At 72.4% G+C, this 24,075-nt stretch carries 26 protein-coding genes, 1 pseudogene and 1 riboswitch; of the genes and pseudogenes, 21 read left to right on the forward strand and 6 right to left on the reverse strand.

All coding sequences use genetic code 11. The annotated features are described in order from the left end of the window. The coding region (gene eccCb / locus ABD908_RS19915) for a type VII secretion protein EccCb (protein ID WP_344999215.1) at positions 1-1,687 on the forward strand (1,687 nt) is incomplete at its 5' end. 222 nt (positions 1,688-1,909) lie between these two features. On the opposite strand, the gene ABD908_RS19920 is transcribed toward eccCb, so the two are convergent. Then, a complete protein-coding gene (locus ABD908_RS19920) occupies positions 1,910-3,187 on the reverse strand; it encodes a hypothetical protein (RefSeq protein ID WP_344999218.1) in 1,278 nt (425 codons plus the stop codon). Between the two features lie 216 nt (positions 3,188-3,403). On the opposite strand from ABD908_RS19920, the gene rplM reads away from it, so the two are divergent. The 7 genes from rplM (at position 3,404) to ABD908_RS19955 (ending at position 9,322) form a co-directional block, all read left to right on the forward strand. Then, on the forward strand, positions 3,404-3,847 hold the full coding sequence (gene rplM, locus ABD908_RS19925) for a 50S ribosomal protein L13 (RefSeq protein ID WP_344999220.1): 444 nt from the start codon (positions 3,404-3,406) through the stop codon (positions 3,845-3,847). Beyond that, entirely contained in the window at positions 3,844-4,350 is a 507-nt protein-coding gene (gene rpsI, locus ABD908_RS19930; protein ID WP_344999222.1) for a 30S ribosomal protein S9, read from the forward strand. Before rplM ends, rpsI begins: the two co-directional genes overlap by 4 nt. A 147-nt stretch (positions 4,351-4,497) precedes the next feature. Further along, positions 4,498-5,829 carry a phosphoglucosamine mutase gene (glmM, locus tag ABD908_RS19935; protein WP_344999225.1) on the forward strand — a complete coding sequence of 444 codons (1,332 nt, stop codon included), beginning with the start codon at positions 4,498-4,500 and terminating at the stop codon, positions 5,827-5,829. A gap of 59 nt (positions 5,830-5,888) precedes the next feature. Then, positions 5,889-6,581 carry an HAD family hydrolase gene (locus tag ABD908_RS19940; RefSeq protein ID WP_344999227.1) on the forward strand — a complete coding sequence of 231 codons (693 nt, stop codon included), beginning with the start codon at positions 5,889-5,891 and terminating at the stop codon, positions 6,579-6,581. Between the two features lie 178 nt (positions 6,582-6,759). Further along, the gene (locus ABD908_RS19945) at positions 6,760-7,110 is read left to right on the forward strand and encodes a hypothetical protein (protein WP_344999229.1); all 351 of its coding nucleotides are present in this window, start codon (positions 6,760-6,762) and stop codon (positions 7,108-7,110) included. After that, positions 7,037-9,088 (forward strand): hypothetical protein, encoded by a 2,052-nt coding sequence (locus tag ABD908_RS19950; protein WP_344999231.1) that lies wholly within the window; start codon positions 7,037-7,039, stop codon positions 9,086-9,088. Before ABD908_RS19945 ends, ABD908_RS19950 begins: the two co-directional genes overlap by 74 nt. Before the next feature lie 57 nt (positions 9,089-9,145). Continuing rightward, entirely contained in the window at positions 9,146-9,322 is a 177-nt protein-coding gene (locus ABD908_RS19955; protein ID WP_344999233.1) for a hypothetical protein, read from the forward strand. 193 nt (positions 9,323-9,515) lie between these two features. On the opposite strand, the gene ABD908_RS19960 is transcribed toward ABD908_RS19955, so the two are convergent. Next, on the reverse strand, positions 9,516-10,364 hold the full coding sequence (locus ABD908_RS19960; protein ID WP_344999235.1) for a dienelactone hydrolase family protein: 849 nt from the start codon (positions 10,362-10,364) through the stop codon (positions 9,516-9,518). 58 nt (positions 10,365-10,422) lie between these two features. Here ABD908_RS19960 and glmS point away from each other — a divergent pair, with 58 nt between their 5' ends. After that, positions 10,423-12,339 carry a glutamine--fructose-6-phosphate transaminase (isomerizing) gene (glmS, locus tag ABD908_RS19965; protein ID WP_344999237.1) on the forward strand — a complete coding sequence of 639 codons (1,917 nt, stop codon included), beginning with the start codon at positions 10,423-10,425 and terminating at the stop codon, positions 12,337-12,339. A 9-nt stretch (positions 12,340-12,348) separates the two neighbouring features. Beyond that, entirely contained in the window at positions 12,349-13,803 is a 1,455-nt protein-coding gene (locus tag ABD908_RS19970) for an NAD(P)H-hydrate dehydratase (protein WP_344999239.1), read from the forward strand. Here ABD908_RS19970 and ABD908_RS19975 read toward each other — a convergent pair. After that, entirely contained in the window at positions 13,763-13,933 is a 171-nt protein-coding gene (locus tag ABD908_RS19975; protein WP_344999241.1) for a hypothetical protein, read from the reverse strand. The genes ABD908_RS19970 and ABD908_RS19975 overlap by 41 nt on opposite strands. 67 nt (positions 13,934-14,000) lie before the next feature. Here ABD908_RS19975 and alr point away from each other — a divergent pair, with 67 nt between their 5' ends. From alr to tsaE, 3 genes are read left to right on the forward strand one after another with little or no spacing between them, the layout of a single operon-like run. Next, the gene (alr, locus tag ABD908_RS19980; RefSeq protein ID WP_344999243.1) at positions 14,001-15,167 is read left to right on the forward strand and encodes an alanine racemase; all 1,167 of its coding nucleotides are present in this window, start codon (positions 14,001-14,003) and stop codon (positions 15,165-15,167) included. Beyond that, the gene (locus ABD908_RS19985) at positions 15,164-16,216 is read left to right on the forward strand and encodes an alpha/beta fold hydrolase (RefSeq protein ID WP_344999245.1); all 1,053 of its coding nucleotides are present in this window, start codon (positions 15,164-15,166) and stop codon (positions 16,214-16,216) included. The genes alr and ABD908_RS19985 overlap by 4 nt, the downstream gene beginning before the upstream one ends. Next, entirely contained in the window at positions 16,213-16,659 is a 447-nt protein-coding gene (gene tsaE, locus ABD908_RS19990) for a tRNA (adenosine(37)-N6)-threonylcarbamoyltransferase complex ATPase subunit type 1 TsaE (protein ID WP_344999248.1), read from the forward strand. The genes ABD908_RS19985 and tsaE overlap by 4 nt, the downstream gene beginning before the upstream one ends. A gap of 126 nt (positions 16,660-16,785) precedes the next feature. On the opposite strand, the pseudogene ABD908_RS27685 reads toward tsaE, so the two are convergent. From ABD908_RS27685 to ABD908_RS20005, 3 genes and pseudogenes are all read right to left on the reverse strand, one after another. Then, a pseudogene (locus ABD908_RS27685) lies at positions 16,786-16,890 on the reverse strand (hypothetical protein); the annotation flags it as partial. An 81-nt stretch (positions 16,891-16,971) separates the two neighbouring features. Continuing rightward, the gene (locus tag ABD908_RS20000) at positions 16,972-17,607 is read right to left on the reverse strand and encodes a VOC family protein (RefSeq protein WP_344999252.1); all 636 of its coding nucleotides are present in this window, start codon (positions 17,605-17,607) and stop codon (positions 16,972-16,974) included. Between the two features lie 20 nt (positions 17,608-17,627). Beyond that, on the reverse strand, positions 17,628-18,491 hold the full coding sequence (locus tag ABD908_RS20005; protein WP_344999254.1) for an alpha/beta fold hydrolase: 864 nt from the start codon (positions 18,489-18,491) through the stop codon (positions 17,628-17,630). A 63-nt stretch (positions 18,492-18,554) separates the two neighbouring features. On the opposite strand from ABD908_RS20005, the gene ABD908_RS20010 reads away from it, so the two are divergent. From ABD908_RS20010 to ABD908_RS20045, 8 genes are all read left to right on the forward strand, one after another. Further along, a complete protein-coding gene (locus ABD908_RS20010) occupies positions 18,555-19,169 on the forward strand; it encodes a TetR/AcrR family transcriptional regulator (RefSeq protein WP_344999256.1) in 615 nt (204 codons plus the stop codon). Between the two features lie 149 nt (positions 19,170-19,318). Then, positions 19,319-19,393: riboswitch (Fluoride riboswitch) on the forward strand. 60 nt (positions 19,394-19,453) lie between these two features. Further along, the gene (locus tag ABD908_RS20015; RefSeq protein ID WP_344999258.1) at positions 19,454-20,041 is read left to right on the forward strand and encodes a universal stress protein; all 588 of its coding nucleotides are present in this window, start codon (positions 19,454-19,456) and stop codon (positions 20,039-20,041) included. Next, a complete protein-coding gene (locus tag ABD908_RS20020; RefSeq protein WP_344999260.1) occupies positions 20,038-20,529 on the forward strand; it encodes a fluoride efflux transporter FluC in 492 nt (163 codons plus the stop codon). The genes ABD908_RS20015 and ABD908_RS20020 overlap by 4 nt, the downstream gene beginning before the upstream one ends. Beyond that, complete coding sequence (locus tag ABD908_RS20025) at positions 20,526-20,888, forward strand: fluoride efflux transporter FluC (RefSeq protein ID WP_344999262.1); 363 nt, start codon at positions 20,526-20,528, stop codon at positions 20,886-20,888. Before ABD908_RS20020 ends, ABD908_RS20025 begins: the two co-directional genes overlap by 4 nt. Positions 20,889-20,915: 27 nt before the next feature. Further along, the gene (gene tsaB / locus ABD908_RS20030; RefSeq protein ID WP_344999264.1) at positions 20,916-21,545 is read left to right on the forward strand and encodes a tRNA (adenosine(37)-N6)-threonylcarbamoyltransferase complex dimerization subunit type 1 TsaB; all 630 of its coding nucleotides are present in this window, start codon (positions 20,916-20,918) and stop codon (positions 21,543-21,545) included. Next, positions 21,535-22,038 carry a ribosomal protein S18-alanine N-acetyltransferase gene (gene rimI, locus ABD908_RS20035; RefSeq protein ID WP_344999266.1) on the forward strand — a complete coding sequence of 168 codons (504 nt, stop codon included), beginning with the start codon at positions 21,535-21,537 and terminating at the stop codon, positions 22,036-22,038. The genes tsaB and rimI overlap by 11 nt, the downstream gene beginning before the upstream one ends. Beyond that, the gene (gene tsaD / locus ABD908_RS20040) at positions 22,035-23,069 is read left to right on the forward strand and encodes a tRNA (adenosine(37)-N6)-threonylcarbamoyltransferase complex transferase subunit TsaD (RefSeq protein WP_344999268.1); all 1,035 of its coding nucleotides are present in this window, start codon (positions 22,035-22,037) and stop codon (positions 23,067-23,069) included. The genes rimI and tsaD overlap by 4 nt, the downstream gene beginning before the upstream one ends. A gap of 65 nt (positions 23,070-23,134) precedes the next feature. Beyond that, the coding region (locus ABD908_RS20045; protein ID WP_344999270.1) for a DUF2339 domain-containing protein at positions 23,135-24,075 on the forward strand (941 nt) is incomplete at its 3' end.

The following is a 24,075-nucleotide window of genomic DNA, read 5'->3' on the forward strand; positions in this document are numbered from 1 at the left end:
CGTCCTGTCCACCGTCGTCGCGCGTCTCGCGGGGCACGGCCGACCCGCGCACGAGGTGTGGCTGCCGCCGCTCGACGAGGCGCCGGCGGTGGGCACGGTGGTCGAGGCGTGCGGCCCCCAGGCGGAGCTGACGCTGCCGATCGGCGTCGTCGACCGGCCCTACGACCAGCGCCGGGATCCGCTGCTGGTCGACCTGGCCGGGGCGCAGGGCGGGGTCGTCGTGGTCGGCGGCCCGCAGTCGGGCAAGTCGACGGCGCTGCGCACCCTGGTCCTCGCCGCGGCGCTCACGCACACGCCGCGGCAGGTGCAGTTCTACTGCATCGACCTCGGTGGCGGCTCGCTCGCCGGTCTCGCGGCGCTGCCGCACGTCGGGTCGGTCGCCTCGCGGCTGGACGGCGACCGGGTGCGCCGCACCGTAGCGGAGGTGGCCGGGCTGATCCGGCGCCGCGAGTCCGTGTTCCGTGAGCTCGGGATCGAGTCGATCGCGCAGTACCGCGCGCACCCGGCAGGTGCGGCGGATCCCCACGGCGATGCGTTCCTGGTGGTGGACGGGTGGTCCGTGCTGCGGGCCGAGTTCGAATCGCTCGAAACACAGATCACCCAGATCGCCACGCAAGGACTGTCGTACGGCGTGCATCTCGTGGTGGCCGCGGGGCGGTGGGGCGAGATCCGCCCGGCGATCAAGGACCAGCTCGGCACCCGGATCGAGCTCCGGCTCGGCGACCCCATGGACTCCGAGATGGGACGCCGCGTCGCGGCGCTGGTGCCGCTCGGCAGGCCGGGGCGCGGCCTCACCGCCGAGCACCTGCACATGCTGATCGCGGTGCCCCGCTGCGACGGGCACACCGGGGCCGACGGTCTCCCGGATGCGGTGGCCGCCGCGGCCGCCGACATCGCCGGCCGGTATGACGAGCGGGCACCCGAGGTACGGATGCTGCCCGCCGCTGTGGCCCTCGAAGAGATCCCCGTGCGCCGCGACCGATCGCCGTCGGATGTGGTGTTCGGGATCGGCGAGGCCGAGCTGGCGCCGGCGGTACTGCGGTTCGAGGCGCAGCCGTTCCTGTTGGTGTTCGGCGACGCCGAATGCGGCAAGACGGAGTTGTTGCGGACCATCACGGCGTCACTCGTCGCAGGAGGCACACCGGACCAGACGAAGATCGTCCTGGTCGATTACCGCCGGACCCTACTCGGCGTGGTGCCGCCCGATCACCTCGGCGGATATGCCACCTCCGCGCAGGCCCTCACCCCGATGGCGGCTCAGCTCGCCCAACTCCTGCGGGCCCGCTGCCCCGGCGAGGACGTCACCCCTCAGCAGTTGCGGGCGCGATCCTGGTGGGCGGGCCCGGACGTGTACCTGGTCGTCGACGACTACGACCTCGTGGCGGGTGCGGCCGGCAACCCGCTCGCGCCGCTGCTGGAACTGCTGCCGCAGGCCCGCGACGTGGGGTTGCGAGTGATCCTCGCCCGCCGCAGTGGCGGGCTCGCGCGAGGCCTGTACGAGCCGTTCCTGGGGCGGGTGCGCGACCTCACCGCGGACGGACTGCTGATGAGCGGCTCGCGCGATGAGGGCAGCGTCCTCGGCGGGGTCAAGATGAGCGCCATGCCCGCGGGGCGCGGTACGTGGGTCTCCCGCACCCGCGGCAACGAGCTGGTGCAGGTGGCACTCGCGGCGAGGAGGGACGGATGACCGCCCGGATCCGGGTTGACGCTGTTCGCGGCATCCGTCGCCGCGACGATCGTGGTGGTCACCCTGCTGAAGAAGCATCGCGCCGACAATCGCAGGGAGTGGTGGGCACGCTTTCAATGGACGCTCGGTTCCGCAGCAGGTGCTCGATTTCGCGGCCGGACTGCTCGACGATCCGGCCCCATCCCAGAACCCGTCGTCCGCCGACCTCGCCGTTGGGGAGGTCTACGGCGGGGTCGGCTCGATGAGGCGGAAGTGGGACGCGGCCCGCTGCATGGCGCGCCGCTCGTAGTGCCCCACGAACCGGTGCCCGTCGAGGGTGCCGGTGAGCACCATGCCGTCGGATCCGACGAGCCGGAACGTCAGGACGGTGGGCGGGTCCGTGCGCCGCTCGCGCAGCTCGAGCCGGTCACCGTCGACCGTCAGGTACCACGCCGTGACGTAGCCGCTCGGCGTCTGGCTGGTGAGCCCGGCGTATCCCGCGCGCCGAGTGCTGACGGCGACGTTCACCCACGGGGCGGGCACCGTCGTCACCGTCGCCTCGGTGCCGTCGACGGTGACGGACGTCGCCCGCCACACGCCGTCGGCGCCCGACTGCGGGCTGTGCATGCCGATCACCGCCCACACTCCGACCCACGCCAGCCCCACCAGGTAGCCACCGGCCACCAGCCATTTCACAGTCGCGGCGGTGCGCCGCAGCCACCGCCGGCCCGCGCCGGCCGGCGGCCAGAGCGGGACCGGCTGTGCCGGGCCGAGCCCGAACGCCAGGCGCGCCAGCGGGCGCCAGTACGGCGACGTGAGGCCCAGCGCGATCAACAGCATCTCGCCCGAGACCAACTTGACCGGCACGTCATAGCAGAGGTTGAGCAGGAACACCTGGGTCATCGCCACGACCGCGATCACAGACCCCAGCAGCGTCGTGCGGCGCCACAGCAGCAGTAGCCCCGCCGCCAGCTCGACGGACCCCGTCGCCACCGAGTACGGCGTCGACGCCCCCATGAACCCCCACAGGGTGCCCATCAGGCTGGTGTCGCCGGTCAGCTGCAGCTGGTAGGTGGGCAGTGCCATGAACCCCATCTGCGTGGGGATCACCTTGGCCATCCCGTAGACGATCATCGACACCGCGAGCCCGAACCGCGCGAGCAGCAGCAGGAGCCCGGCCAGCGACCGGTAGTCACGCCGCCGGCGGTCGAGCGCGGTCCACACCGCGGTGATCAGCAGCGACACCAGGATCCACCCGAGGTGCGCGCACCAGATCGCCATCGTGTCGCCCACGTTCGATGTCTCGTAGCGGACGCCGTGGCCGCGCGCGACCAGACTGCCGAGCTGGGCCAGCACCCGCACGATCGGCTGGGTCACCAGGAACAGGCCGGCGTTGCCGTAGATCGACAGGAGCAGCAGCCCCCCGCCAACGGTGAACAGCAGCCGGAACGTCAGCCGCTGGGCGGGCGTCCACTGCGGCGACGGCGCCCGGTCGGTGGTGGGTTCGGCGAGGTCCGTCATATGAGCCAGGCTATCGATCGCCGGCGCGTCACCGCACCGATCGACGTTTTGACCCGCGGGCCCGCGGCCGCGTAACCTGGGCCGCTGGTGTGTGACGCGCCCCGTCCGGTCTCGACCGGATGGGCGTGCAGTCGAGCCCCGGGTCCCCGTTGGTCGCCGGAAGCAGCTCTGTCGCCCGCTGGACCAGCACCCGATATCGACGCAGAGGAACCTCCTGTGCCTACATACACCCCCAAAGCGGGTGACGTGACCCGTCAGTGGCACGTCATCGACGCTTCTGACGTGGTGCTCGGCCGCCTCGCCGTCGCAGCTGCCAACCTGCTGCGCGGCAAGCACAAGCCGACGTTCGCGCCCCACATCGACTCCGGTGACTACGTCATCATCATCAACGCCGAGAAGGTCGCCCTGACCGGCAACAAGCTCTCCGACAAGCGCCACTACCGGCACTCGGGCCACCCCGGTGGTCTCCGGTCGCGCACCATCGCCGAGGTGCTCGCCACCCGCCCCGAGCGGGTCGTGCAGAAGGCTGTTCTGGGCATGATCCCCCGGAACAAGCTGGGCAACGCGATCGGCGGCAAGCTGAAGGTCTACGCGGGCCCCAACCACCCCCACGCCGCGCAGCAGCCGGTTCCCTTCGAGATCAAGCAGGTGTCCCAGTGAGCGACGCAGTCGAGAGCTTCGATTCCGACGCCGAGGTCGTCCCCAGCGAGTACACGTCGGAGACGCCCGAGGCCGTGGCCGGCGAGACCCGCGAGCCGCGTGGCCCCGTCGTCGTCGAGCGCCCCATCCAGACCGTCGGTCGCCGCAAGGAGGCCGTCGTGCGCGTGCGCCTGATGTCCGGCAACGGTGGGTTCTTCCTCAACGGGCGCAGCATCGAGGCGTACTTCCCGAACAAGGTGCACCAGCAGCTGGTCAAGTCCCCGCTGGTCACCGTCGAGCGCACCGAGTCGTTCGACATCCACGCCAACCTGCACGGCGGCGGCCCGTCCGGCCAGGCCGGCGCCCTGCGCCTGGCCATTGCCCGCGCGCTCGTCGAGGTCACCCCGGAGGATCGCCCGGCCCTGAAGAAGGCCGGCTTCCTCACCCGTGACCCGCGTGCCGTCGAGCGCAAGAAGTACGGCCTGAAGAAGGCCCGCAAGGCCTCGCAGTACAGCAAGCGCTGATTGCGAAACCCTGTACGTGTCCAAGGCAGGCACCCGCGTCGCCCGTGGGTGCCTGCCTTGGTCTTTCTCGACCACCTCGGCAGCCGGGGTGCTCACCGCCCTCGCCGGGGCGGATCTCCACCCTTCTCACCACCGGGAGTTGACTCAATGGGGCGTCTGTTCGGGACCGACGGGGTCCGTGGCCTCGCCAACGCCGACCTGACGGCGGAGCTCGCCGTCACCCTCTCCCAGGCTGCGGCCACAGTGCTGGCCCGCCCGGCGGAGGAGGGCGCCCGCCCCCTCGCCGTCGTCGGCTGGGACCCGCGCGCCTCGAGCGAGCTGCTGACGGCGGGTGTTGCGTCCGGGCTCGCGTCGACAGGGGTCGACGTGCTGCTGGTGGGGGTCATGCCGACGCCGGCCGTCGCGTACCTCACGGCCGCGTACGACGCGACGCTCGGCGTCATGATCTCGGCGTCGCACAACCCCATGCCCGACAACGGGATCAAGTTCTTCGCCAAGGGTGGCCACAAGCTCGAGGACGCCGTCGAGGACGAGATCGAGGCGGCGCTGGCGGAGAAGGACCCGCCGCGCCCCACCGGCGCCGCGATCGGTCGCATTCGGCGCGCACCCGACGCCGTCGATCGGTACGTGGCCCACCTCGGGTCGGCGCTGACGCAGTCGCTCGCCGGGCTGACGGTCGTCGTGGACGCCGCGAACGGCGCCGCATCGACGGTGGCGGCGAAGGCCTACCGCGCCGCCGGCGCGGAGGTGATCGCGATCCACGACCAGCCCGACGGGCTGAACATCAACGACGAGTGCGGCTCCACCCACATGGAGTCGCTGCGCGCCGCGGTGCTGGCGCACGGTGCCGACCTGGGGCTCGCGCACGACGGCGACGCCGACCGCTGCCTCGCCGTCGCGGCCGACGGTACCGTGATCGACGGTGACGGGATCATGGCCGTCATCGCGCTCGACATGGCCGCGGCCGGTGAGCTGACCGACAACACCCTGGTCGCCACCGTCATGAGCAACCTGGGCCTGCACATCGCCATGCGCGCGGCGGGGATCACGCTGCGCACCACTGCGGTCGGCGATCGGTACGTGCTCGAGGAGCTTCGCGCGGGCGGATTCGCACTCGGCGGGGAGCAGTCCGGGCACGTCGTGCTGCCCGCGTTCGGGACTACCGGCGACGGTGTCCTGACCGGCCTGCGGCTGATGGCCGTGATGGCCGCGTCGGGCCGGTCGCTGCGCGACCTGGCGGCCGTCGTCACCAAGATGCCGCAGGTGCTGGTCAATGTGCGCGTCGAGGACAAGGTCGCGGCGATGGCCGCGCCCGACCTGCAGGCGGCGCTCACCGCGGAGGAGACCGCGCTGGGCGACAACGGCCGGATCCTGCTGCGCCCGTCGGGGACCGAGCCGCTGATCCGTGTCATGGTCGAGGCGCCCACCGAGGACGCCGCGCGCGGCACCGCTGAGCGCCTCGCCGGATTGATCGGCTGAGCGGGCACCGTCCCGGTCGACGCGGTGTTCGGTGATGAGCGGACTATACGATCGGCGTTATGACTGATCTACGCGGCGTGCTGTTCGACTTCTCCGGGACGCTGTTCCGGCTGGAGGGGGACCCGTCGTGGTTCGCGGGCTACACCGGCCCCGGCGGCGTGCCGATCGAGGGCGAGCACCAGGCGGAGCTGATGCGCCGGATGACCGCGCCCATGGGACTACCGGTGCCGATGGAGCCGGACATGGAGGCCGACTGGCATCAGCGCGACCTCGACCCCGCCAAGCACCGACGTGTGTATCACTACGTGCTCGAGACGTCGGGCGTCGTGGACGCCGAGCAACGGGAGCGCCTCTACCTGCGCGTGTCCGATCCGGACTGTTGGACGGTCTACCCGGACACCGCGAAGGCGCTGTCGGCGCTCAAAGCAGGTGGGTTGCGCATCGGCGTGCTGTCGAACATCGCCTACGACATCCGGCCCGCGTTCGAGCGGGAGGGGATCGACGATCTGGTCGACGCGTTCCTGCTGTCCTTCGAGGTGGGTGCGGCGAAGCCGTCGCCGGCGATCTTCGAGGCGGGGCTCGCCGCGCTCGGCACGCCGGCCGCGGCGACTCTGATGGTGGGTGACAGTGAGGAGGCCGACGGTGGCTGCCGTGCCCTAGGCATGCCCTTCGCCCTCGTCGATCCGGCGCCCGTGACGCAGCGGCCGGATGGGCTGCTGACCGCGTTGCGGGACGCCGGCGTCGAGGTCTGAGCCGCGCCCGACGGCGCCCGCTGGTCGGTGGGGAGTTCGGCTGTGCCCGCCCCGCGGGGCGATCGGATCGGGAACCGAACCGGTGGCTGGTGCGTCCAATTGGTAGAGGACGTCGCCGGGGAGGGCGGCGCCCACACCGGTTGGCCGCGCGCGACACCGCGGCCGGGTAGGGGGAGCAATGGGTGCCGGCACCGAGATCGACGTCACCGCGGTGCGCCGCGAGGGACGGGCCTTCGTCGACTCGGCGGGGGAGCTGGGCAGTGCCGCGACGCGGATCCGCCGACATCGCGCGAAGGAGACCGATCTCGGTAGCTTCTATCGCGACAGCGGCGCACGTTTGACGAAGACGTTCGAGGACATCGCCGTCGCGATCGAGCGCTGGCGCGACGGCAGCGCCGTCATCGGGAAGGCCCTGACCGGCTCGGCGGGCGCGGTCGCGCAGGCCGACGGTGGCGGTGCAGGCACCATCGCAGGTGCAGGTGCAGGTGCAGGTGCCGCGGGCGGGGCGGGGGCCGACGGTGGCCGGTGAGCTGGACGCGATCCTGCAGGCGGGCTTCGCATCCCTGACGTACTTCCAGAGGATGCTGGAGATCGCCCGCCGTGTCGCCCCCGGGAACTGGCCGGACTGGCAGGAGCACTTCGTGTCCCGCTACCACCGCGAGCTCGACATCGACCTCGACGCGCTGCGCGCCGACGCCGGTGTGCTGCGGGCCCAGGCCGATACGGCCAGGCGGGAGAAGGTGGTTCAGTACGGCTGCCGGGCGGCGGTGGCCACTGCGTGGCCCGATGCCACGGGTACAGTTGCGCTCCGGCAGATGGACGCACATCAGCGGCGGGCCGAGCCGATCGCAGCTGTGCTCGCGGCCGCCGCAGACGCCCTCGACGCGGTGCCCGGCGCGGTGCAGGGCGCCGTCACCGAGAAGGTGCGTCTGATCGGCGAGTTCAGCCGGTCCGGTCTGGCGGCGACGCTCCCCTCCCTGACCTTCGTGGCGCCGGACTCGTTGAGCGGCAACATGTCGTTGTGGCGCCGGTTCGCCGAACAGCTCACCGCGGACATCGCGCAGTTCGACGAGATCGTCGAGCAGGCCAGCGACAAGGTGCGCGACGCCTATCAACGGGTGTGTGATGCCTCGAAGTCGTTGGACACCAGCATCTTCCCGCTGCCGTCGTTCACGCCGCCGGTGGTGGAGGCGGGACGGCCGCGCGTCGGTGCCGTGGGACCGGGCGGGGCGACGGTGCCGGGTAGCGCGGGGAACGACAAGAGCGGTGGGGCGAAGCCGGCGGCCGGCTCGGGCGGCGCAGCCGGTGCCGGAGGAGCTGGGGCGCAGTCTACGGCCGGGGGTGGCGGCGGTGCACGCACGAGCGCCCCTACGGCGGCGCCGACCACCACCGCAGGTGGGGGATCGGGTGCAGTGCAGCCGCATTCGTCCCAGCCTTTCGCCGGGGCGATGCCTGCGTCGAGCGACCGGGCCGGGTTCGCCGGCGTCGCGCAGCCGGGAGGTGGCGCAGGGCGCGCAGGTATGTCGACGGGCACCCGTATGTGGACGGGCGGCGGCGGGCAGAACGGCCCGGCTGGGGGTGATCCCGCCGGGAGTGGCTCGGGCGGGTTCGGTCGGAACGGTCTCGGGACCGGCTTCGGCGGTATGGGCGGCACGGGATCGGACGGCGGCGGGATGCCGTCGTGGCTGTCGTCGCTGATACCGAAGATCGCGGAGCAGCTGGGGCTGGGTGGGCACGAGTCCGGGTCGGGTGAGCACGGCACGAAGACGTCGGGGGACAAGGGGGCTGTGGCCACCGATGCAGGTGAGAAGGGGGCCGGGGAGAAGAGGGACGGGGAGAAGGGCCACAGTGACCGGGGTGCCGGCGATAAGGAGACCGGGGACAAGCGCGGCGGGGGCAAGGATCCCGGCGACACGGCCGACCCGAAGGACCCGGGAGCGAAGGGGGACGACCCGAAGCAGCACGGCAAGCAGCCGGGTACCACGACCACGACGGACTCCGCAGGTCGCACGATCAGCGCGACGCTGCGTGCTGACGGGGTGACGGTGGACGTCACCGTCACCTGGCCCGACGGTACCGTCGATAAGGCGACGCTCACCGTCGACGCCGACGGCGCGTCACACGGCCCATGTGTGGGCGCGGATGCGAAACCCGCTGCCGCCGGTGCAGGTTCGGCCCAGCAGGGTCTGCCGGACGCGGGCGCGACGGGCGGCGGTGGCGCCCCGACGGGCGGCGGTAGCGGTCAGGGCGGAGCGGAATCCGGTGGGCAGCAGGCGCCGCGGCAGCCCGAGCCCGCGCAGCCGAGCGGCGGAGACAAGCCGGGTGGAGACAAGCCCGCCGCAGACAAGGCCGGTGGACACCCGGGCGCCGACCACACCGCGGGCGGCGGGAAGCAGTCGGGGTATCCAGGCCCACTCCTAGGCGCCGATCCCAAGCCGGGTGGCTGTGCGCCGAACCCGCCCGGCGCCGGAAACCGGACCGGCGCCGAGTTCGCGCTGACAGAGTAGCGGCGCGCCGCCGCCACGACTGTTCCGTTGTGGGAACGGAACTTCGAGAGGGGAGAGATGACCATGCGTTACGACCGCGCGGCACAGGCGGAACGGACGGCACGTCGCGACGCGCTGCTCGCGGCGATGCTCGAGGAATTGGGAGTGGTCGAGGAGGAGGCTCCGATCACCGAGCCGATCCGGACCGTGCGTCGCGATGACGGGCCGCCGCCGAGCTGGCTCACCCGTGACTGACGGGACCGCGTGGCGGCCCTCGTCCAGTTCCTCGTCATCGGCCCCGGGCGTGGCGATCTGCCGTCCGACGAGGTCGCCGAGACTATCGGGCTCGCTCGGGCTGGAGGCCTGCCCGAGTCGAACGATCGGTTGTTCGAGCACCTGACGTACTTCCGTCAACGCGCGGCGTCGCCCCGATGGAAGGCTGTAGGCCCTACCGCCCGCGGATGACGTCCAGGGGAGTCGGGCGCTTCGGCTCCTCCTCGTCCTCGGGACGCCACACCACAACGTCGCCGAGATCGGTGTCGGAGGCGGCGAAGTCGGAATAGGTCGAATCGTGTCCCGCGGTCGCGAGCAGGAAGCCGGTGAGCACCGTGCGCACCGCCTTCTGGGTGGCCTTGTCGGGCTTCGTGACGCCGAGCGCCGCGCCGGGGTTCAGGCGGCCCTCGGGCAGACCGCCCGCGACACCGTCGGGGATGACCCGCAGCTGCGCGGCTCCGCCGTATGCAGCCGCGAGTTCGGCGGCGTTGGACCGCACCGACGCCACGTCGCCGGCGGCCGCGAGCAGCAGCGCCGGCACCGTCAGGCGCGTGGCCGCCTCGGCGGCCTGCGGAGAAGTGGGCGCGGGGAAGAGCGCGGCGAGCGCGAGGACACCCTCGTCCCCGTCCGCGGCGAGCAGCGCCGCGCCAGCACCCGAGCCGTGCCCGACGACGGCGCGCCGCCCGCGGTTCACGGTGATCTCGCCGCTGCCGAGGCGCACCTCGGTGATCACGTCGAGTGCCGTGGACAGGTCGATCGCGAGGCGGCCGTCGGACGGCAGCGGGCCGCGCTCGGTGGCCGGTGCGGCGACGACGATGCCCCACGACGCGAGGTGCTCGAACGTACGGCTGTACCGCTTGACCGGGGTCAGCCAGTCGTGGGCGAAGGCGACCGCGGGCAGATTGATGCCGGACTCGGGCGTGTAGATCACGCCAGGTAGGCCGGCGACCCCGAGGTCGCCCTTGAGAACGCGGTGGGGACCACGCCGCGCCAACTGCTTCACCAGCTTCTTCGCATCCGCCACGGCGACAACGGTAGTGCATAGCCCGGATCGGTGTGTCCGCTGCCGTAGCCTTGCCCCCATGTGCGGAATCGTGGGCTACGTCGGCCACCGTCCGGCTCTGGGTGTCGTAGTGGAGGCGCTGCGACGGATGGAGTACCGCGGCTACGACTCAGCCGGGGTCGCGGTCGTCGGCGCCGGGAGCGCAGCGAGTGGGCCGGATGAGTCGGCGGGGCAGCGGGCTGCGGAATCCGGCACCGTCACCGCCCTGAAGCGCGCGGGTAAGCTCGTGAACCTGACCGAAGCGCTGGCCGAGGCGACCGCCACCGCGCCGGATCGGTTCGCCGGCACCACCGGCATGGGCCACACCCGCTGGGCCACGCACGGTCGCCCCACGGATCGCAACGCGCACCCGCACACCGCGGCCGGATTCGCGGTGGTGCACAACGGCATCCTCGAGAACTACGCCGCGCTGCGCGCCGAGCTCGAGGCCGACGGTGTCGAGTTCGCCTCGGACACCGACACCGAGGTCGCCGTGCAGCTGGTCGCGCGCGAGTACGCCGCGGGACCGACGGCCGGGGACTTCGTCGCGTCGGCGTACGCCGCGCTCCGGCGTCTCGACGGCGCGTTCACCCTGCTGTTCTGCCACGTCGACCACCCGGGCACCATCGTCGCCGCGCGCAGGTCGACGCCGCTGGTGGTGGGCGTCGGCGACGGCGAGATGTTCCTCGGTTCCGATGTCGCCGCGTTCATCGAGCACACCCGCGACGCCGTCGAGCTGGGCCAGGACCAGGTGGTGACCATCACCTGCGACGGCTACACGATCACCGACTTCGCCGGCACCCAGCAGGACGGCACGCCGTTCCGCATCGACTGGGACCTCGAGGCCGCCGAGAAGGGCGGCCACGACTACTTCATGCTCAAGGAGATCGAAGAGCAGCCCACCGCCGTCGAGAACACGCTGCGGGGCCACTTCGAGAAGGGCCGCATCGTCCTCGACGAGCAGCGCCTGACGGATCAGGACCTGCGCGATATCGACAAGGTGTTCATCGTGGCCTGCGGCAGCGCGTACCACTCGGGGCTGGTGGCCAAGTACGCCATCGAACACTGGACGCGGCTGCCCTGCGAGGTGGAGCTGGCCAGCGAGTTCCGGTACCGCGACCCCGTCCTCGACCGCAGCACGCTGGTGGTCGCGATCAGCCAGTCCGGCGAGACCGCAGACACCCTCGAGGCCGTCCGCCACGCGCGCGAGCAGAAGGCCCGCGTCCTCGCCGTGTGCAACACCAACGGTGCGCAGATCCCCCGCGAGTCCGACGCCGTCCTCTATACACGGGCCGGGCCGGAGATCGGGGTCGCCTCGACCAAGGCGTTCCTCGCGCAGGTGACCGCGAACTACCTGGTGGGGTTGGCGCTCGCCCAGGCCCGCGGCACCAAGTATCCCGACGAGGTGGCCCGCGAATACCGTGAGCTCGAGGCCATGCCGCCGCTGGTGCAGCAGGTGCTGGGCACCGAGAAGCAGGTCCGGGAGCTGGCGCGCGAGCTCGCGTCCGAGAGCACCGTGCTGTTCCTGGGCAGGCACGTCGGATACCCGGTGGCACTCGAGGGAGCGCTCAAGCTCAAGGAACTCGCGTACATGCACGCCGAAGGCTTCGCCGCGGGCGAGCTCAAGCACGGGCCGATCGCGCTGATCGAGGACGGTCTGCCGGTGATCGTGGTGATGCCGTCGCCGCGCGGTCGGGCGGTGCTGCACAGCAAGCTGGTGTCCAACATCCGCGAGATCCAGGCCCGCGGCGCTCGGACGATCGTGATCGCGGAGAAGGACGACGACGCCGCAGCGGCGCACGCCGACCACCTGATCGAGATCCCGGCCGCCCCGACGCTGCTGCAGCCGCTGCTCGCGACCGTGCCGCTGCAGATCTTCGCCGCCGAGGTGGCGCAGGCCCGGGGCTACGACGTGGACAAGCCGCGGAACCTGGCCAAGTCGGTCACCGTCGAATAGGAGCGGACCATGCGCGGCTACTTCAGCCCGGACTCGGTGCGGGCGGCGGAGGCGCCACTGCTCGCCGCGCTGCCCGACGACGCCCTCATGCGGCGCGCCGCCTACGGGCTCGCCCAGGTCGTCGCCGCGGAGCTGCGCGCGCGCACCGGCGGCGTGACGGGCCGACGGGTGACGCTGCTGGTCGGCTCGGGTGACAACGGTGGTGACGCCCTGCACGCGGGCGTCTTCCTGCGCCGACGCGGCGTGGCGGTGGGCGCGGTGCTGTTCGCCCCGCATCGCACCCATGCCGCAGGACTCGACGCGCTGCGCAGCGCAGGCGGTCGCGTGGTGAACGTTCCCGGCAGCCCGGATCTGGTGGTGGACGGCATCGTCGGGATCTCCGGACACGGGCCGCTGCGACCCGCGGCCGCGAGCATCGTCGGCGCCCTACACGCCCCGATCGTGGCGGCCGACACCCCGTCGGGCGTGGACGTGACGACGGGGGTGGCGGACGGGCCGCACGTCCAGGCCGCCGTCACCGTCGCATTCGGGGCGTACAAGCCCGTGCACGCGCTCGCACCCGCCGCGTGCGGCCGGGTCGACCTGATCGACATCGGGCTGGAACTCGACGGCGCGGACCTCGTGTCCTTCGACGACGGCGACATCCGCGACTTCTGGCCGGTCCCCGGCGAACACGACGACAAGTACTCACAGGGCGTGGTCGGGATCGCAGCGGGCAGCGCGACGTACCCGGGGGCGGCGGTGCTGGCGACCGGGTCCGCGGTGCGCGCCACATCCGGCATGGTCCGCTACGCCGGCACCGCGCGGCAACAGGTGCTCGCCACGTGGCCGGAAGTGGTCGCCGTCGACCACCCCGCCGACGCGGGACGGGTCCAGGCGTGGGCGGTGGGCCCCGGCTTCGGCACCGACGACACCTCGGCCGCCGACCTCGCCGCGCTGCTCGCCACCGACCTCCCGATGGTCGTCGACGCCGACGCCCTCACCCTGCTCGCGCGCAACCCCGTGCGGCGGGAAGCGCCCACCCTGCTCACTCCGCACGCGGGCGAGTTCGCGCGGCTCGCCGACGCCGTCTCGCCGGCCGCGAAGGCGCTGCTGGACGCCGGTGACCGCGTCGCCGCCGCCCGCACCCTGGCCCGAGAGCTGGGCGCGACGGTGCTGCTGAAGGGTTTCGTCACCGTCGTCGCCGATCCGGTCGGCGACACCACCGTCGACACGGTCGGCAGCCCATGGGCCGCGACTCCGGGGTCGGGTGACGTGCTCACCGGGATGTGCGGCGCACTGCTGGCCGCGGGCCGGTCGCCCCTACAGGCCGGCAGCCTCGCGACGCGGGTGCACTCGCTCGCCGCGGCGCGGGCCGCGGGCGGGGCGCCGACGTCGGCGTCGCGCATCTCGGCCGCGGTCCCGCGGGTACTGCGTGAGGTGCTCAGGCCAGCTGGTGAATCTGCAGGTCGGCGGCGACGGTGACCGGCCCGTCGTAGCCCGCCTTCGCCCAGCGCTGCCACTGCGCGGCGTCCAGCGGGTCGGTGGTGAAGTCGGCGATGTGGGACAGGACCAGTCGCCGCGCAGGACGAGTTCCCGGAAGCCGGCAGGCCACCTGGATCGCGCACGGCGGGATCCTGACGCCCGGCCGCGTCGCAGGCGCGGGCTATCCTGGCGAAGCCATGACCACACCAGCCCAGAGCGCACCGGTGGCGGTCGACCGCCTCACCGCGGTCGTCGACCTCGACGCCGTCGCCCACAACATCGCGATCCTCCGCGACCGCGCCGGCGGCACACCGGTGATGGCGGTCGTCAAGGCGGACGGCTACGGCCACGGGGCACCGCAGATCGCTCGCGCCGCCCTCGACGCCGGAGCGGCCGAGATCGGCGTCACCACTGTCGACGAGGCGCTCGCGCTGCGCGCCGCGGGGATCACCGCACCGATCCTGTCGTGGCTGTCCACGAGGGGGTATCGCGCCGCGATCGAGGCCGATGTCCGGCTCGGCGTCAGCTCCCCGCGGCAGCTCGCCGGGATCGTCGCCGATGCGCATGCGGCCGCCGTGACCGCCGTCGTCGACGTCAAGGTGGACACCGGGCTGTCGCGCAACGGCGTCGCACCCGCCGAGTGGGCCGCCACCGTCGACGCCCTCGCGCGGGCCGTGGCAGACGGTGCCGTGCGCCTGCACGGCGTGTTCACACACCTCGCGCACGCGGAGCTGCCCGAGCACCCGTTCCTCGACGTCCAGCGCGACCGCCTGATCGCCGCGGCCGCGGATCTGCGCGCGCGGGGGCTCGATCCCGTCGCAGTGCACGCGGCCAACTCGGCGGCCACACTCACCCGCGCCGACCTGCGGTTCGACCTGGTCCGTCCCGGCATCGCCGTGTACGGCCGGTCGCCCCTCGCCGGCGACGACTGTGGGCTGCGGCCCGCGATGACTCTGGCGGCGCCGGTGATCCTGATCAAGCGTCTCGCCGCCGGCGACGGCGTCAGCTACGGGCACACCTGGATCGCACCGCGCGACACCGTCGTCGGACTGGTCCCCGCGGGGTACGCGGACGGCGTTGTGCGCTCGCTGAGCAACCGGTTCGAGGTGGCGATCGGCGGACGCCGGTTCCCGGCGGTGGGGCGTGTGTGCATGGACCAGTTCGTGGTGGACCTGGGGCCCGACGGTGGCGGCGTGTCCGAGGGGGACACCGCGGTCCTGTTCGGCGGCGACCGGCCGGGTGAGCCGACCGCGGCCGACTGGGGCGACGCGGTGGGGACCATCGACTACGAGATCCTCACCGGAGTGCACGGTCGCGTCGTACGTCGATACGTGGGCGCCGAGGGGCCGGGGACGTCGCGGTGACGGGGATCAAGGTGCCGGTGCCGCCCGTCGTGGTGGGGCTGGGCAGCGCGCTCGCGGTGGCCACGTCGGCGGGAGTCACCTACGCCGGCCGCGTCCTGGGCCTGCGGCGCGACGGCCCGGATCCGCTCGAGGGGCTCGACCTGGCCTTCGCCGCCGATCGCGAGTCGGTGATCCTCAGCCACGACGGGATCCCGCTGCACGTCCGCGAGGTGGGGCCGCTGGACGCGCCCGTCACCGTGGTGTTCGTGCACGGCTTCACCCTGCGGTCGGCCAGCTGGCTGTTCGTCCGGGCCGAGCTGGAGCGGCGGTGGGGCCCGCGCGTGCGCATGGTGTTCCCGGACTGCCGCGGGCACGGCGACTCGGGTGCGGCCACGGCGGAGCAGAGCACGGTCGAGCTGCTCGGTGACGACATCGTGACGGTGCTCGACGCCCTCGCCCCGACGGGGCCGGTCGTGCTGGTGGGGCACTCGATGGGCGGCATGGCGATCTTCGCCTGCGCGAGCCGGCACCCGGAGCTGTTCGGTTCCCGCATCGTGGGTGTGGGCCTACTGGGTACGTCCGCACACGGACTCACCGAGACCGGGCTCGCCGCCAACCTGACGAACCCGATCATCGACATCTTCCGCCTCGTGATCCGTTACCTGCCGACGGTGGTCGGGCACGGGCGGGAGATCGCGAAACCGCTGATCGGCCCGCTGATCGTGGCGGGCTCGTACGGCCCCGGCAGGCGCAGCGCGACCATGGAACGGTTCTCGTCGTCGATGAGCCTGACCGTGCCGCTGGCCACGATGGCCGGCTTCTTCACCGCGCTGGAGCGCTACGACGAGCGGGCCGGCCTCGCCACGCTGCGCCGAGTCGTCGCCACAGTGGTGTGCGGCGACCACGACTGGATGACCCCGCTGGGCAGCTCCGAGCACATGGCACAGGAGCTGGACTGCCGCTTCGTGGTGCTCTCGGGCGCCGGGCACATGCTGATCATGGAGGCCGCGGATAACGTCGCGCTGGAGATCGCCGAGCTGGTCGCCCGGGCGACCGTCGCGGCGTCGTGACCGTGCAGGTCCGCACGCTGCCGGAGGTGGAGGACACCGAGGCGCTCGGCCGTGAGCTCGCGGGCGCATTGGCCGCGGGGGATCTGGTGATCCTCGACGGCCCGCTGGGCGCGGGCAAGACCGCGCTGACACGTGGCATCGCCGCGGGACTCGGGGTGACGGGACGGGTGTCGAGCCCGACGTTCATCATCGCCCGCGAGCACGCGCCCGGGGCCGACGGTGGCCCCGGCCTGATCCACGTGGACGCCTACCGGCTCGGCGGGCTGGGGGAGCTCGACGCGCTGGACCTCGACTCGGATCTCGCGGACTCCGTGGTGGTGGTCGAGTGGGGTGAGGGTGTCGCAGAACGGCTCACCGACCGCCACCTGCACGTGAAGCTCACACGCGCGGCCGGCTCCGACGTGCGGACGGCCGAGTGGGAGTGGCGGACCGGAGGGGTCTGATCCGCCGGGGTGGCCGCTCCCGCGGCCGAAGTCGCGATACGCGCGGCGCGCGATCTCCGCCTGCTCCCGGGTCACGTCGACCACCTCCGTTGCGGTCTGCCGGAGCAGTTCGCCGAGCCGCGCCGCGACCACAGGATCGGTCACCGAATCCGCGACGATGCTGCACTCGAGGGCGGAGCGCACGGCGCCGGCCTGCGACTCCCCGGTGATCGCCGCGATCTTCTTCACCATCTCGTGAACGGCATCGTCCTTGATGTTCGTCGGGTAACGGTACGGGTGATGGCGAAGAAGCCGCGCCCGGATGGTTGAGGACTAGCGATCCTCTTGGGTGCAGATGCAGGCATGGTTGCCCTGTGGGTCGGCGAGCACCCAGAATCGCGGTGCGGCGGCATCGGATTCGAGCGTTCCACCCGCCGCCAGGGCGGCGGCGATCCGTTCTGGCGCCTCGCGCGGGTCGACGATCACGTCGAGGTGGAACCGCTGGCGCGGCGGATCATGGAGATCGGTGTCCTGGAACCAGATCGTCGTCCCGAAGCCGGTGCGGTCGGGCACGTCGCCGTCGGCGCCCAGCGGCGCGCCGAGTACCGCGGCCCAGAACGGCGCGATCGCGGTACTGTCCGCCGTGTCCAAGCCCAGCTCGACCACCGTGATCGCGGTCGGCCGCGCCGAGACGCCTTGCGCCGCTGCGATTCCCGAGAACGTCCGTGCCAGGGATATGTCCCGGTCGGTGACCTCGCCGGCGTCGTGGCTGGTCAACCGCACGTCGATGTGGCCGTACGTCAGAAGTATCTCGGGGTGGTGGTTCGCGGCGTCGGCGGCCGCGCCGAACGCGTCGACCAGCCGGACGCCGGCCGCGAACGACCCGGTCTCGAAGCGGGTGCGGAGGGTGCGGAGGATCGGCGCCCAGTCGGGGACGTCGGCGTCGCGGATGCGCTGTGCGTTGACCATGACTCCATCGTGCACCCGCCCTATGACAGATCGGGGCCGCTCGCCGTCGGCACCGCGCTGATCCGGGTCACCGCGTCGACCACGGCCTCGGGCCGGTCGAGGGCGACGAACGTCCGCGAGCCGGGGACCTCGGTGAACGTCGCGCCCGGGATCGCCGCTGCGAGTCGCCGACCGAGCGCCGGCGTGAACGCGCCATCGGCCATGCCCCACACCAGTGCGACGGGAGCGGTGAACGACTCCAGACGCGACGTCACCGCCGCCAGATCGGCCGGCCGTACCTGCCGGAGGAAGGCCACGAGGTCGTCGAGGATCGCGGCGTCGCGCAGTGGGGCGATCGCCGCCGCGGTGAACGCGGGATCCGGGTCGGTCGCGAGCAGTCCATAGCCCAGTGGTGAATTCCGTATCGATCGGAACCACATGGCGGGCAGCATGATCCGGGTGATCACCTTCGACTTCATCAGGCCCAGAGTGGCCTTGAAGGGCTGCGGTGGGAACTGGTCGAACGCGTCGCAGTTGGTCAGTACCAGCCGCCCCACCAGGTCTGGGCGCGCGTCCACGAGGAACTGGCAGAGCGCGCCGCCGGTGTCGTTGCCGACCAGGGTCGCGCCGCGCAGATCGTGGGCCTCGAGGAAGTCGGCGATCAGCCGCGCGGCACCGGCGGGGGAGCGGTCGGCCGACGACCCCCACGGGATGCGGTGCGAACCGAGCGGCCAGTCGGGGGCATAGCATCGGAATCCGGCCGCGCCGAGGCGGGCGGCGACCTCGTGCCACAGGGCGGCGGGTGCGAGCACACCGTGGACGAAGACGACGGGGGGACGTTCTGATCCATCGGGCCCGTAGACGCGGTATTCGACGGTTCCGGAGGGGAGTGAGGAGGTGGGCATCGAATGGCCTGCTCTCGTGCGAAGATTTACGAACACTCTGTATGAAAGTTACGTGCAACCTGTATGGAAGTCAATAGGCGGACCCAGGCCGACCGCACGGCAGCAACCAAGGCGGCCCTGACGGCGGCCGCCCGGCGCCTGTTCGCCGAGCACGGCTACGGCAATGTGGGCACCCAGGCGATAGTCGAGGCGGCCGGCGTGAGCCGCGGCGCGCTCTACCACCAGTTCGGGGACAAGCTCGGGCTGTTCACCGCCGTCTACGAGGACACCGAGGCCGAGGCGGTGGGACGCGCGATGGCGATCGTCGCCGAGGCCGGCGACGACGACCCGCTGGCCGCGTTGCTGCGTGGGTTCGACGAGGTCGTCGCCGCGCTCACCGACCCGGGGATGAGCAGGATCCTGCTCATCGACGCGCCGGCCGTCCTGGGGTGGGAGGAGTGGCGTGCGCGAGGTGAGGCCTACGGTCTCGCCGTCATCGAGGGGCTCATGAACCACGCGATCGCGATCGGCCGGATCCCCGATCAGCCGGTCCGCCCCACCGCTCACGTGCTGCTCGGGGCGATCGACGAGTCCGCGCTGTACGTCTCGCGCGCCGCCGACCCGGATCGGGCGCGTGCCGAGGTGCGTGCCGTCGCCGAACGCCTGATCGCGGCGCTCGCGTTGCCGCTCGAGGGCTGACCGCGCGGCCGGACAGCAGCTGCGAGGCGGCCGCACGGATGACGGGTGTGAAATCGGTCACAGTCCGCCGGTCGTCGCTGGAAACACGCCTGCCACGGCGCTTTCGGTCGCGCGTTCGAGTGGCATCGCCTATTCGATGCGGGGTAGTGTTCACCACCGGTGATGGAACTCGCCAGGGAGTATCGATCCCGAACCGCACCAGTGCTGATAGTTCCTGCGACACGAGTGTCCCGGTGGTCGGAGCCGACTCCGCGCCGGGACGGCGACTGCGGAGGAGGTACACGGTGCCCGACCACACGGCGCGGTCCGGTGAAGACGGTGGTACGGACGGCGGAGGTGCGGGAGCGCCCGCGGTGGAGATGGACCGATCCGGATCGGTGTTCGTCGACCACACGTCCGAGCGGTACACGCCCGGCGATCCCAACCTGGTAGTCGGTTGGAACGGTGATCCGTCCAGCGTAGCCGCCCTGCGGTTCGCCGCCGATCTCGCGGAACGCATCCGCGCCCGGGTCGATGTGGTGCACATCCACGACTTCGCCGACACCCCGATGGACCCGGACTCCGGCGACTGGGAGGAACTGGTCGACCAGCGCCTCGACGACCTCGCACGTGCCGCCAAGGAGCAGCTGTTGGGGGCGGTGACAGCGGGGTGGACCTATCACGTGGCCCGCGGTGAGTCGCCGTCCAAGCTGCTCCTGCGGGTTGCCGGCGAGGTCGGTGCGTATGCGGTGGTCCTCGGCAGCCCGCACAGCGGGCTGCTCGGTGTGCTCGACGAGTTCTTCGGCAACCGCTTCGCACGGGGGGTCATCGCCCACAACCACACCGTGCCCATCGTCCTGGTTCCGGTCGAGCCGACGGGTGAGCGGTCATGACCGGCCCACTCGTCCGTAAGGAGCAGACGTCGTCGCGGTCCGCCGCGCCGCGCCCACTGCACCTGCGTCCCACGAGCATCGCGCTGGTGTTCGTGGGCGGCGCGGTCGGGACCGCCGCACGGTACGGTCTGGCGCGCCTGCTGCCCACGTCGCCGGGGCACTTCGCCTGGTCGACGTTCATCGTCAACATGGTCGGCGCGTTCGTGCTGGGTGTGTTGCTCGAGACGCTCGTCCTCTCGGGGCCCGATCACGGGGTGCGCCGGCACACCCGCCTGCTGCTGGGCACGGGCTTCTGCGGCGGATTGACCACGTACAGCACGTTCATGCTCGACATCCACACGATGCTCGCCGGTGCCGACGTCGGCACGGCTCTGGTGTACGTGGTCGCGACGATCACGGGCGGCGTACTGGCAGCCACCGCGGGAGTCGCCATGGCGAGTCCGGTCCGCCGGATCGGAAGGGGCCTGCGGCGGGCGGTGCGACGGTGACCGCGCTGTTCGTCGTGCTCGTCGGCGGCTTCGGCGGGTCGTTGCGGCTCCTGGTGGACGGCGCGATCCGATACCGCTGGACCCGCATGGGCCAGTGGGCGACGTTCGTCGTGAACGTGACGGGTTCGCTCGTACTGGGCTCGCTCGCGGGCCTGCTGGCCGGCCACTCCATCGACGGATCGCTCGAGACGGTGCTGGCCACCGGCCTGTGCGGCGGTTACACCACGTTCAGCACCGCGAGCGTCGAGACGGTCCGGCTACTGCAGGAGCGACGCAACGTCGCCGCCGTCACCTATGCCACGGTGTCCCTGCTGGTGTCCTTGGGTGCCTGTGCGCTGGGGTACGTGGTCGCTCGGTAGCACCCGAGCGCTCAGTAGACTGCACGGGTGTTCGTCCTCGCCCTCGACACGGCCACGCCGTCGCTCACGGTGGGCGTCGTCGACCTCGACCCCCACGCCCCGCATGCCGCGACGGTGCTCGCCCAGCGCGGCCAGACGAATTCGCGCGGCCATGCGGAGGTGCTCACCCCGTTCATCCTCGAGTGCCTCGCCGAGACCGGGGTGGCGCGTGCGGACCTGGGCGCGGTCATCGTCGGCTGCGGACCCGGTCCGTTCACCGGACTGCGGGTCGGCATGGCCACCGCCGCCGCGTTCGGCGACGCGCTCGGCATCGAGGTGCACGGCGTGTGCAGCCTGGACGCGATCGGGGTGGGTGGTGACGGTGACGTCCTGGTGCTCACCGACGCGCGGCGCCGAGAGGTGTACTGGGCCCGATACGCCGACGGTGTCCGGACCGCCGGGCCCGGCGTGTGCGCACCCGCCGAGTTCGGGCTCGACGGTGACTGGCGCGCCGCCACCGTCGACGGTGGCGGGGCGCGCGTGCTGGCCGAAGGTGCGCCGACGCCCGCGACCCTCGCCGCCGTCGGGGCACCGCTGATCGGCACCCCGCCGCGGCCGCTGGTGCCGCTGTACCTGCGCCGCCCCGACGCAGTGGAGATGGCGTTCCGTGGCGCCTGAGTCCTCTTCGGCGTCGCGCGAGTTCACAGTCGGACCGCTGCGGCAGTCCGACGCGCCGCGCTGCGCCGAACTGGAGCGGATCCTGTTCCCCGGCGACGACCCCTGGCCCGCACGGGCTTTCGTGTCCGAGCTGCGGCAGCCGCACGTGCGCGTCTATGCGGCCCGCGACGGCGAGGTGTTGATCGGCTACGCCGCGATCGGCCTGCTCGGTTCGGCGGCGGAGCCGGAATCGGAGATCCACACGATCGGCGTCGACCCCGCCCACCAGGGGAGGGGCGTGGGCCGGGCGCTGCTGGCCGCGCTGCTCGCCGACGCCGAGGCCCACGGCGGTCCCCTGTTCCTGGAGGTCCGCACCGACAACGACCGGGCGATCGAGCTGTACGAGCGGGTCGGATTCGAGCGGGTGGGGTTGCGTAAGCGGTACTACCGGCCGTCGGGCGCGGACGCCTACACGATGCGCCGCCCGGCGCCGGCCGAAGAGGAGAAGCAGTGATCGTCCTGGGTGTCGAGAGCTCGTGCGACGAGACCGGCGTGGGCCTGGTCCGCTGGGACGTCGGCAGCCGGACGTGCGAACTCCTGGCCGACGAGGTCGCCTCGTCGGTCGCCGAGCACGCCCGGTACGGGGGAGTGGTGCCTGAGGTCGCGTCCCGCGCGCACCTGGAGGCCATCGTCCCGACGATGCGGCGTGCGCTCGCGCAGGCCGGAGTCGAGCGGCCGGACGCGGTGGCCGCCACCGTCGGGCCGGGGCTGGCGGGGGCCCTGCTGGTGGGTGCCGCTGCGGCCAAGGCGTACGCCGCGGCATGGGACGTGCCCTTCTACGGCCTCAACCATCTGGGCGGGCACGTCGCCGTCGACACCCTCGAGCACGGGCCGATGCCGGCGTGCGTGGCGCTGCTCGTCTCCGGCGGACACACGCACCTGCTGCACGTCGAGGATCTCGCCGAGCCCATCACCGAGCTCGGCACCACCGTCGACGATGCGGCGGGCGAGGCCTTCGACAAGGTCGCGCGCCTGCTGGGACTCGGCTACCCGGGCGGACCGGTGATCGACGAGCTCGCCCGCAGCGGTGACCGTGACGCGATCCGGTTCCCGCGCGCCATGACGAGGCAGCAGGACGCTCGATACGACTTCTCGTTCAGCGGGTTGAAGACGGCCGTGGCGCGACACGTGGAGGCCGAGCGCGCCGCGGGGCGGGAGCTGGGCCTGGCGGATATCGCCGCGTCGTTCCAGGAGGCGGTCGCGGATGTGTTGACGTTCAAGGCGATCCGCGCGGCGCAGGATGTGGGCGTGGAGACGATCGTGCTGGGCGGCGGGGCCACTGCCAACTCGCGGCTGCGCGAGCTCGCGCAGGAGCGGTGCGACGCAGCGGGTTTCGAGTTGCGGGTGCCTAAGCCGCGGCTGTGCACGGACAACGGCGTGATGATCGCGACGCTCGGTGCGCATGTGATCGATCGGGATCCCACGCCGTCGTCGCTGTCCGTGGCCACCTCGCCCGGTCTGTCGGTGGCCACCAGCCGGCTGTAACCACCCATGCGGCTCGAGTAGTCGTACGCATCCATCGCGGCCGCCGCCACGGAACGGTGGAGGGTATGAACGACACCCGCCCCCGTCTCGACCGGCTCGCGGTCGAGCTCGACATCACCGTCCGGCGCCTGGCGTGGATGCAGCGCGAGCTCGCCGGGATCGCCGCCGCCGTCCCCGCACCGCCGACCGCGCCCCAGCCGGCTGAACCTCTGCCCGTCCCCACAGCGCCGCCGATTCCTCGGCCTGCCGCCCCGACGTGGACCCCGGCGCCGCGGCCATCCGCGCAACCCCGTGACCGCTCGTGGACCGTCGCGCGGGTCCTGGCGGGTGGGGGCGCCGTGGTCACCTCGACCGGGGTGGCGTTGCTGCTCGCCCTGGCCGCGGAGGCAGGGCTGCTGGGCCCGACGGTGCGCGTCGGGCTGGGCGCGGCGCTCGCCGCGGGGCTGGTAGCGGCCGCGTGGGCGTGCCACCGTCGGGGCCTGCGGGTCGGCGAGATGGCGTTGAGCGCCACCGGCTGCGCCGCGGCGTACCTGGACGTCGTGGCGGTGACCGGTATCTACCACTGGGCGGCGCACCCGGTGGGGGTGGCCGCGGCCGGGCTGATCGCACTGGGTGGCCTCGTGCTCGCGGCGCGCTGGCGGTCGCAGTGGCTCGCCATCCTGGTGTACGCGCCCGCGTTCGTCCTGGCGCCGCCGCTCGCAGGCGACGGCTACCTGCTCGGCGGCTTCACCCTGGTGCTCGCGGCGGCGACCCTGCCGCTGCGGCGCCCGCTGCAGTGGCCGGTTCTGCACCTGGTCGGCGCGGTCGGGACGGCGGTCACGCTCGGGACCCTGCTCGTCGGTGCCGGTCCGCACGACGCCCCCGCGGCGCTCGGGGCGGTCGTGGCCGGCTGCGTGATCGAGATCTGGACCGCATCGGCCCGCGCCGTCCGCGGCGGCGCGGCGCCGCTCATGCTGGCGGCCGGACTGATCGGCGTCGTCCCGCTGTTCGCGGCACCCGCCACGGC

It is taken from the genome of Tsukamurella soli (assembly GCF_039541155.1).
Taxonomy (GTDB): Bacteria; Actinomycetota; Actinomycetes; order Mycobacteriales; family Mycobacteriaceae; genus Tsukamurella; species Tsukamurella soli.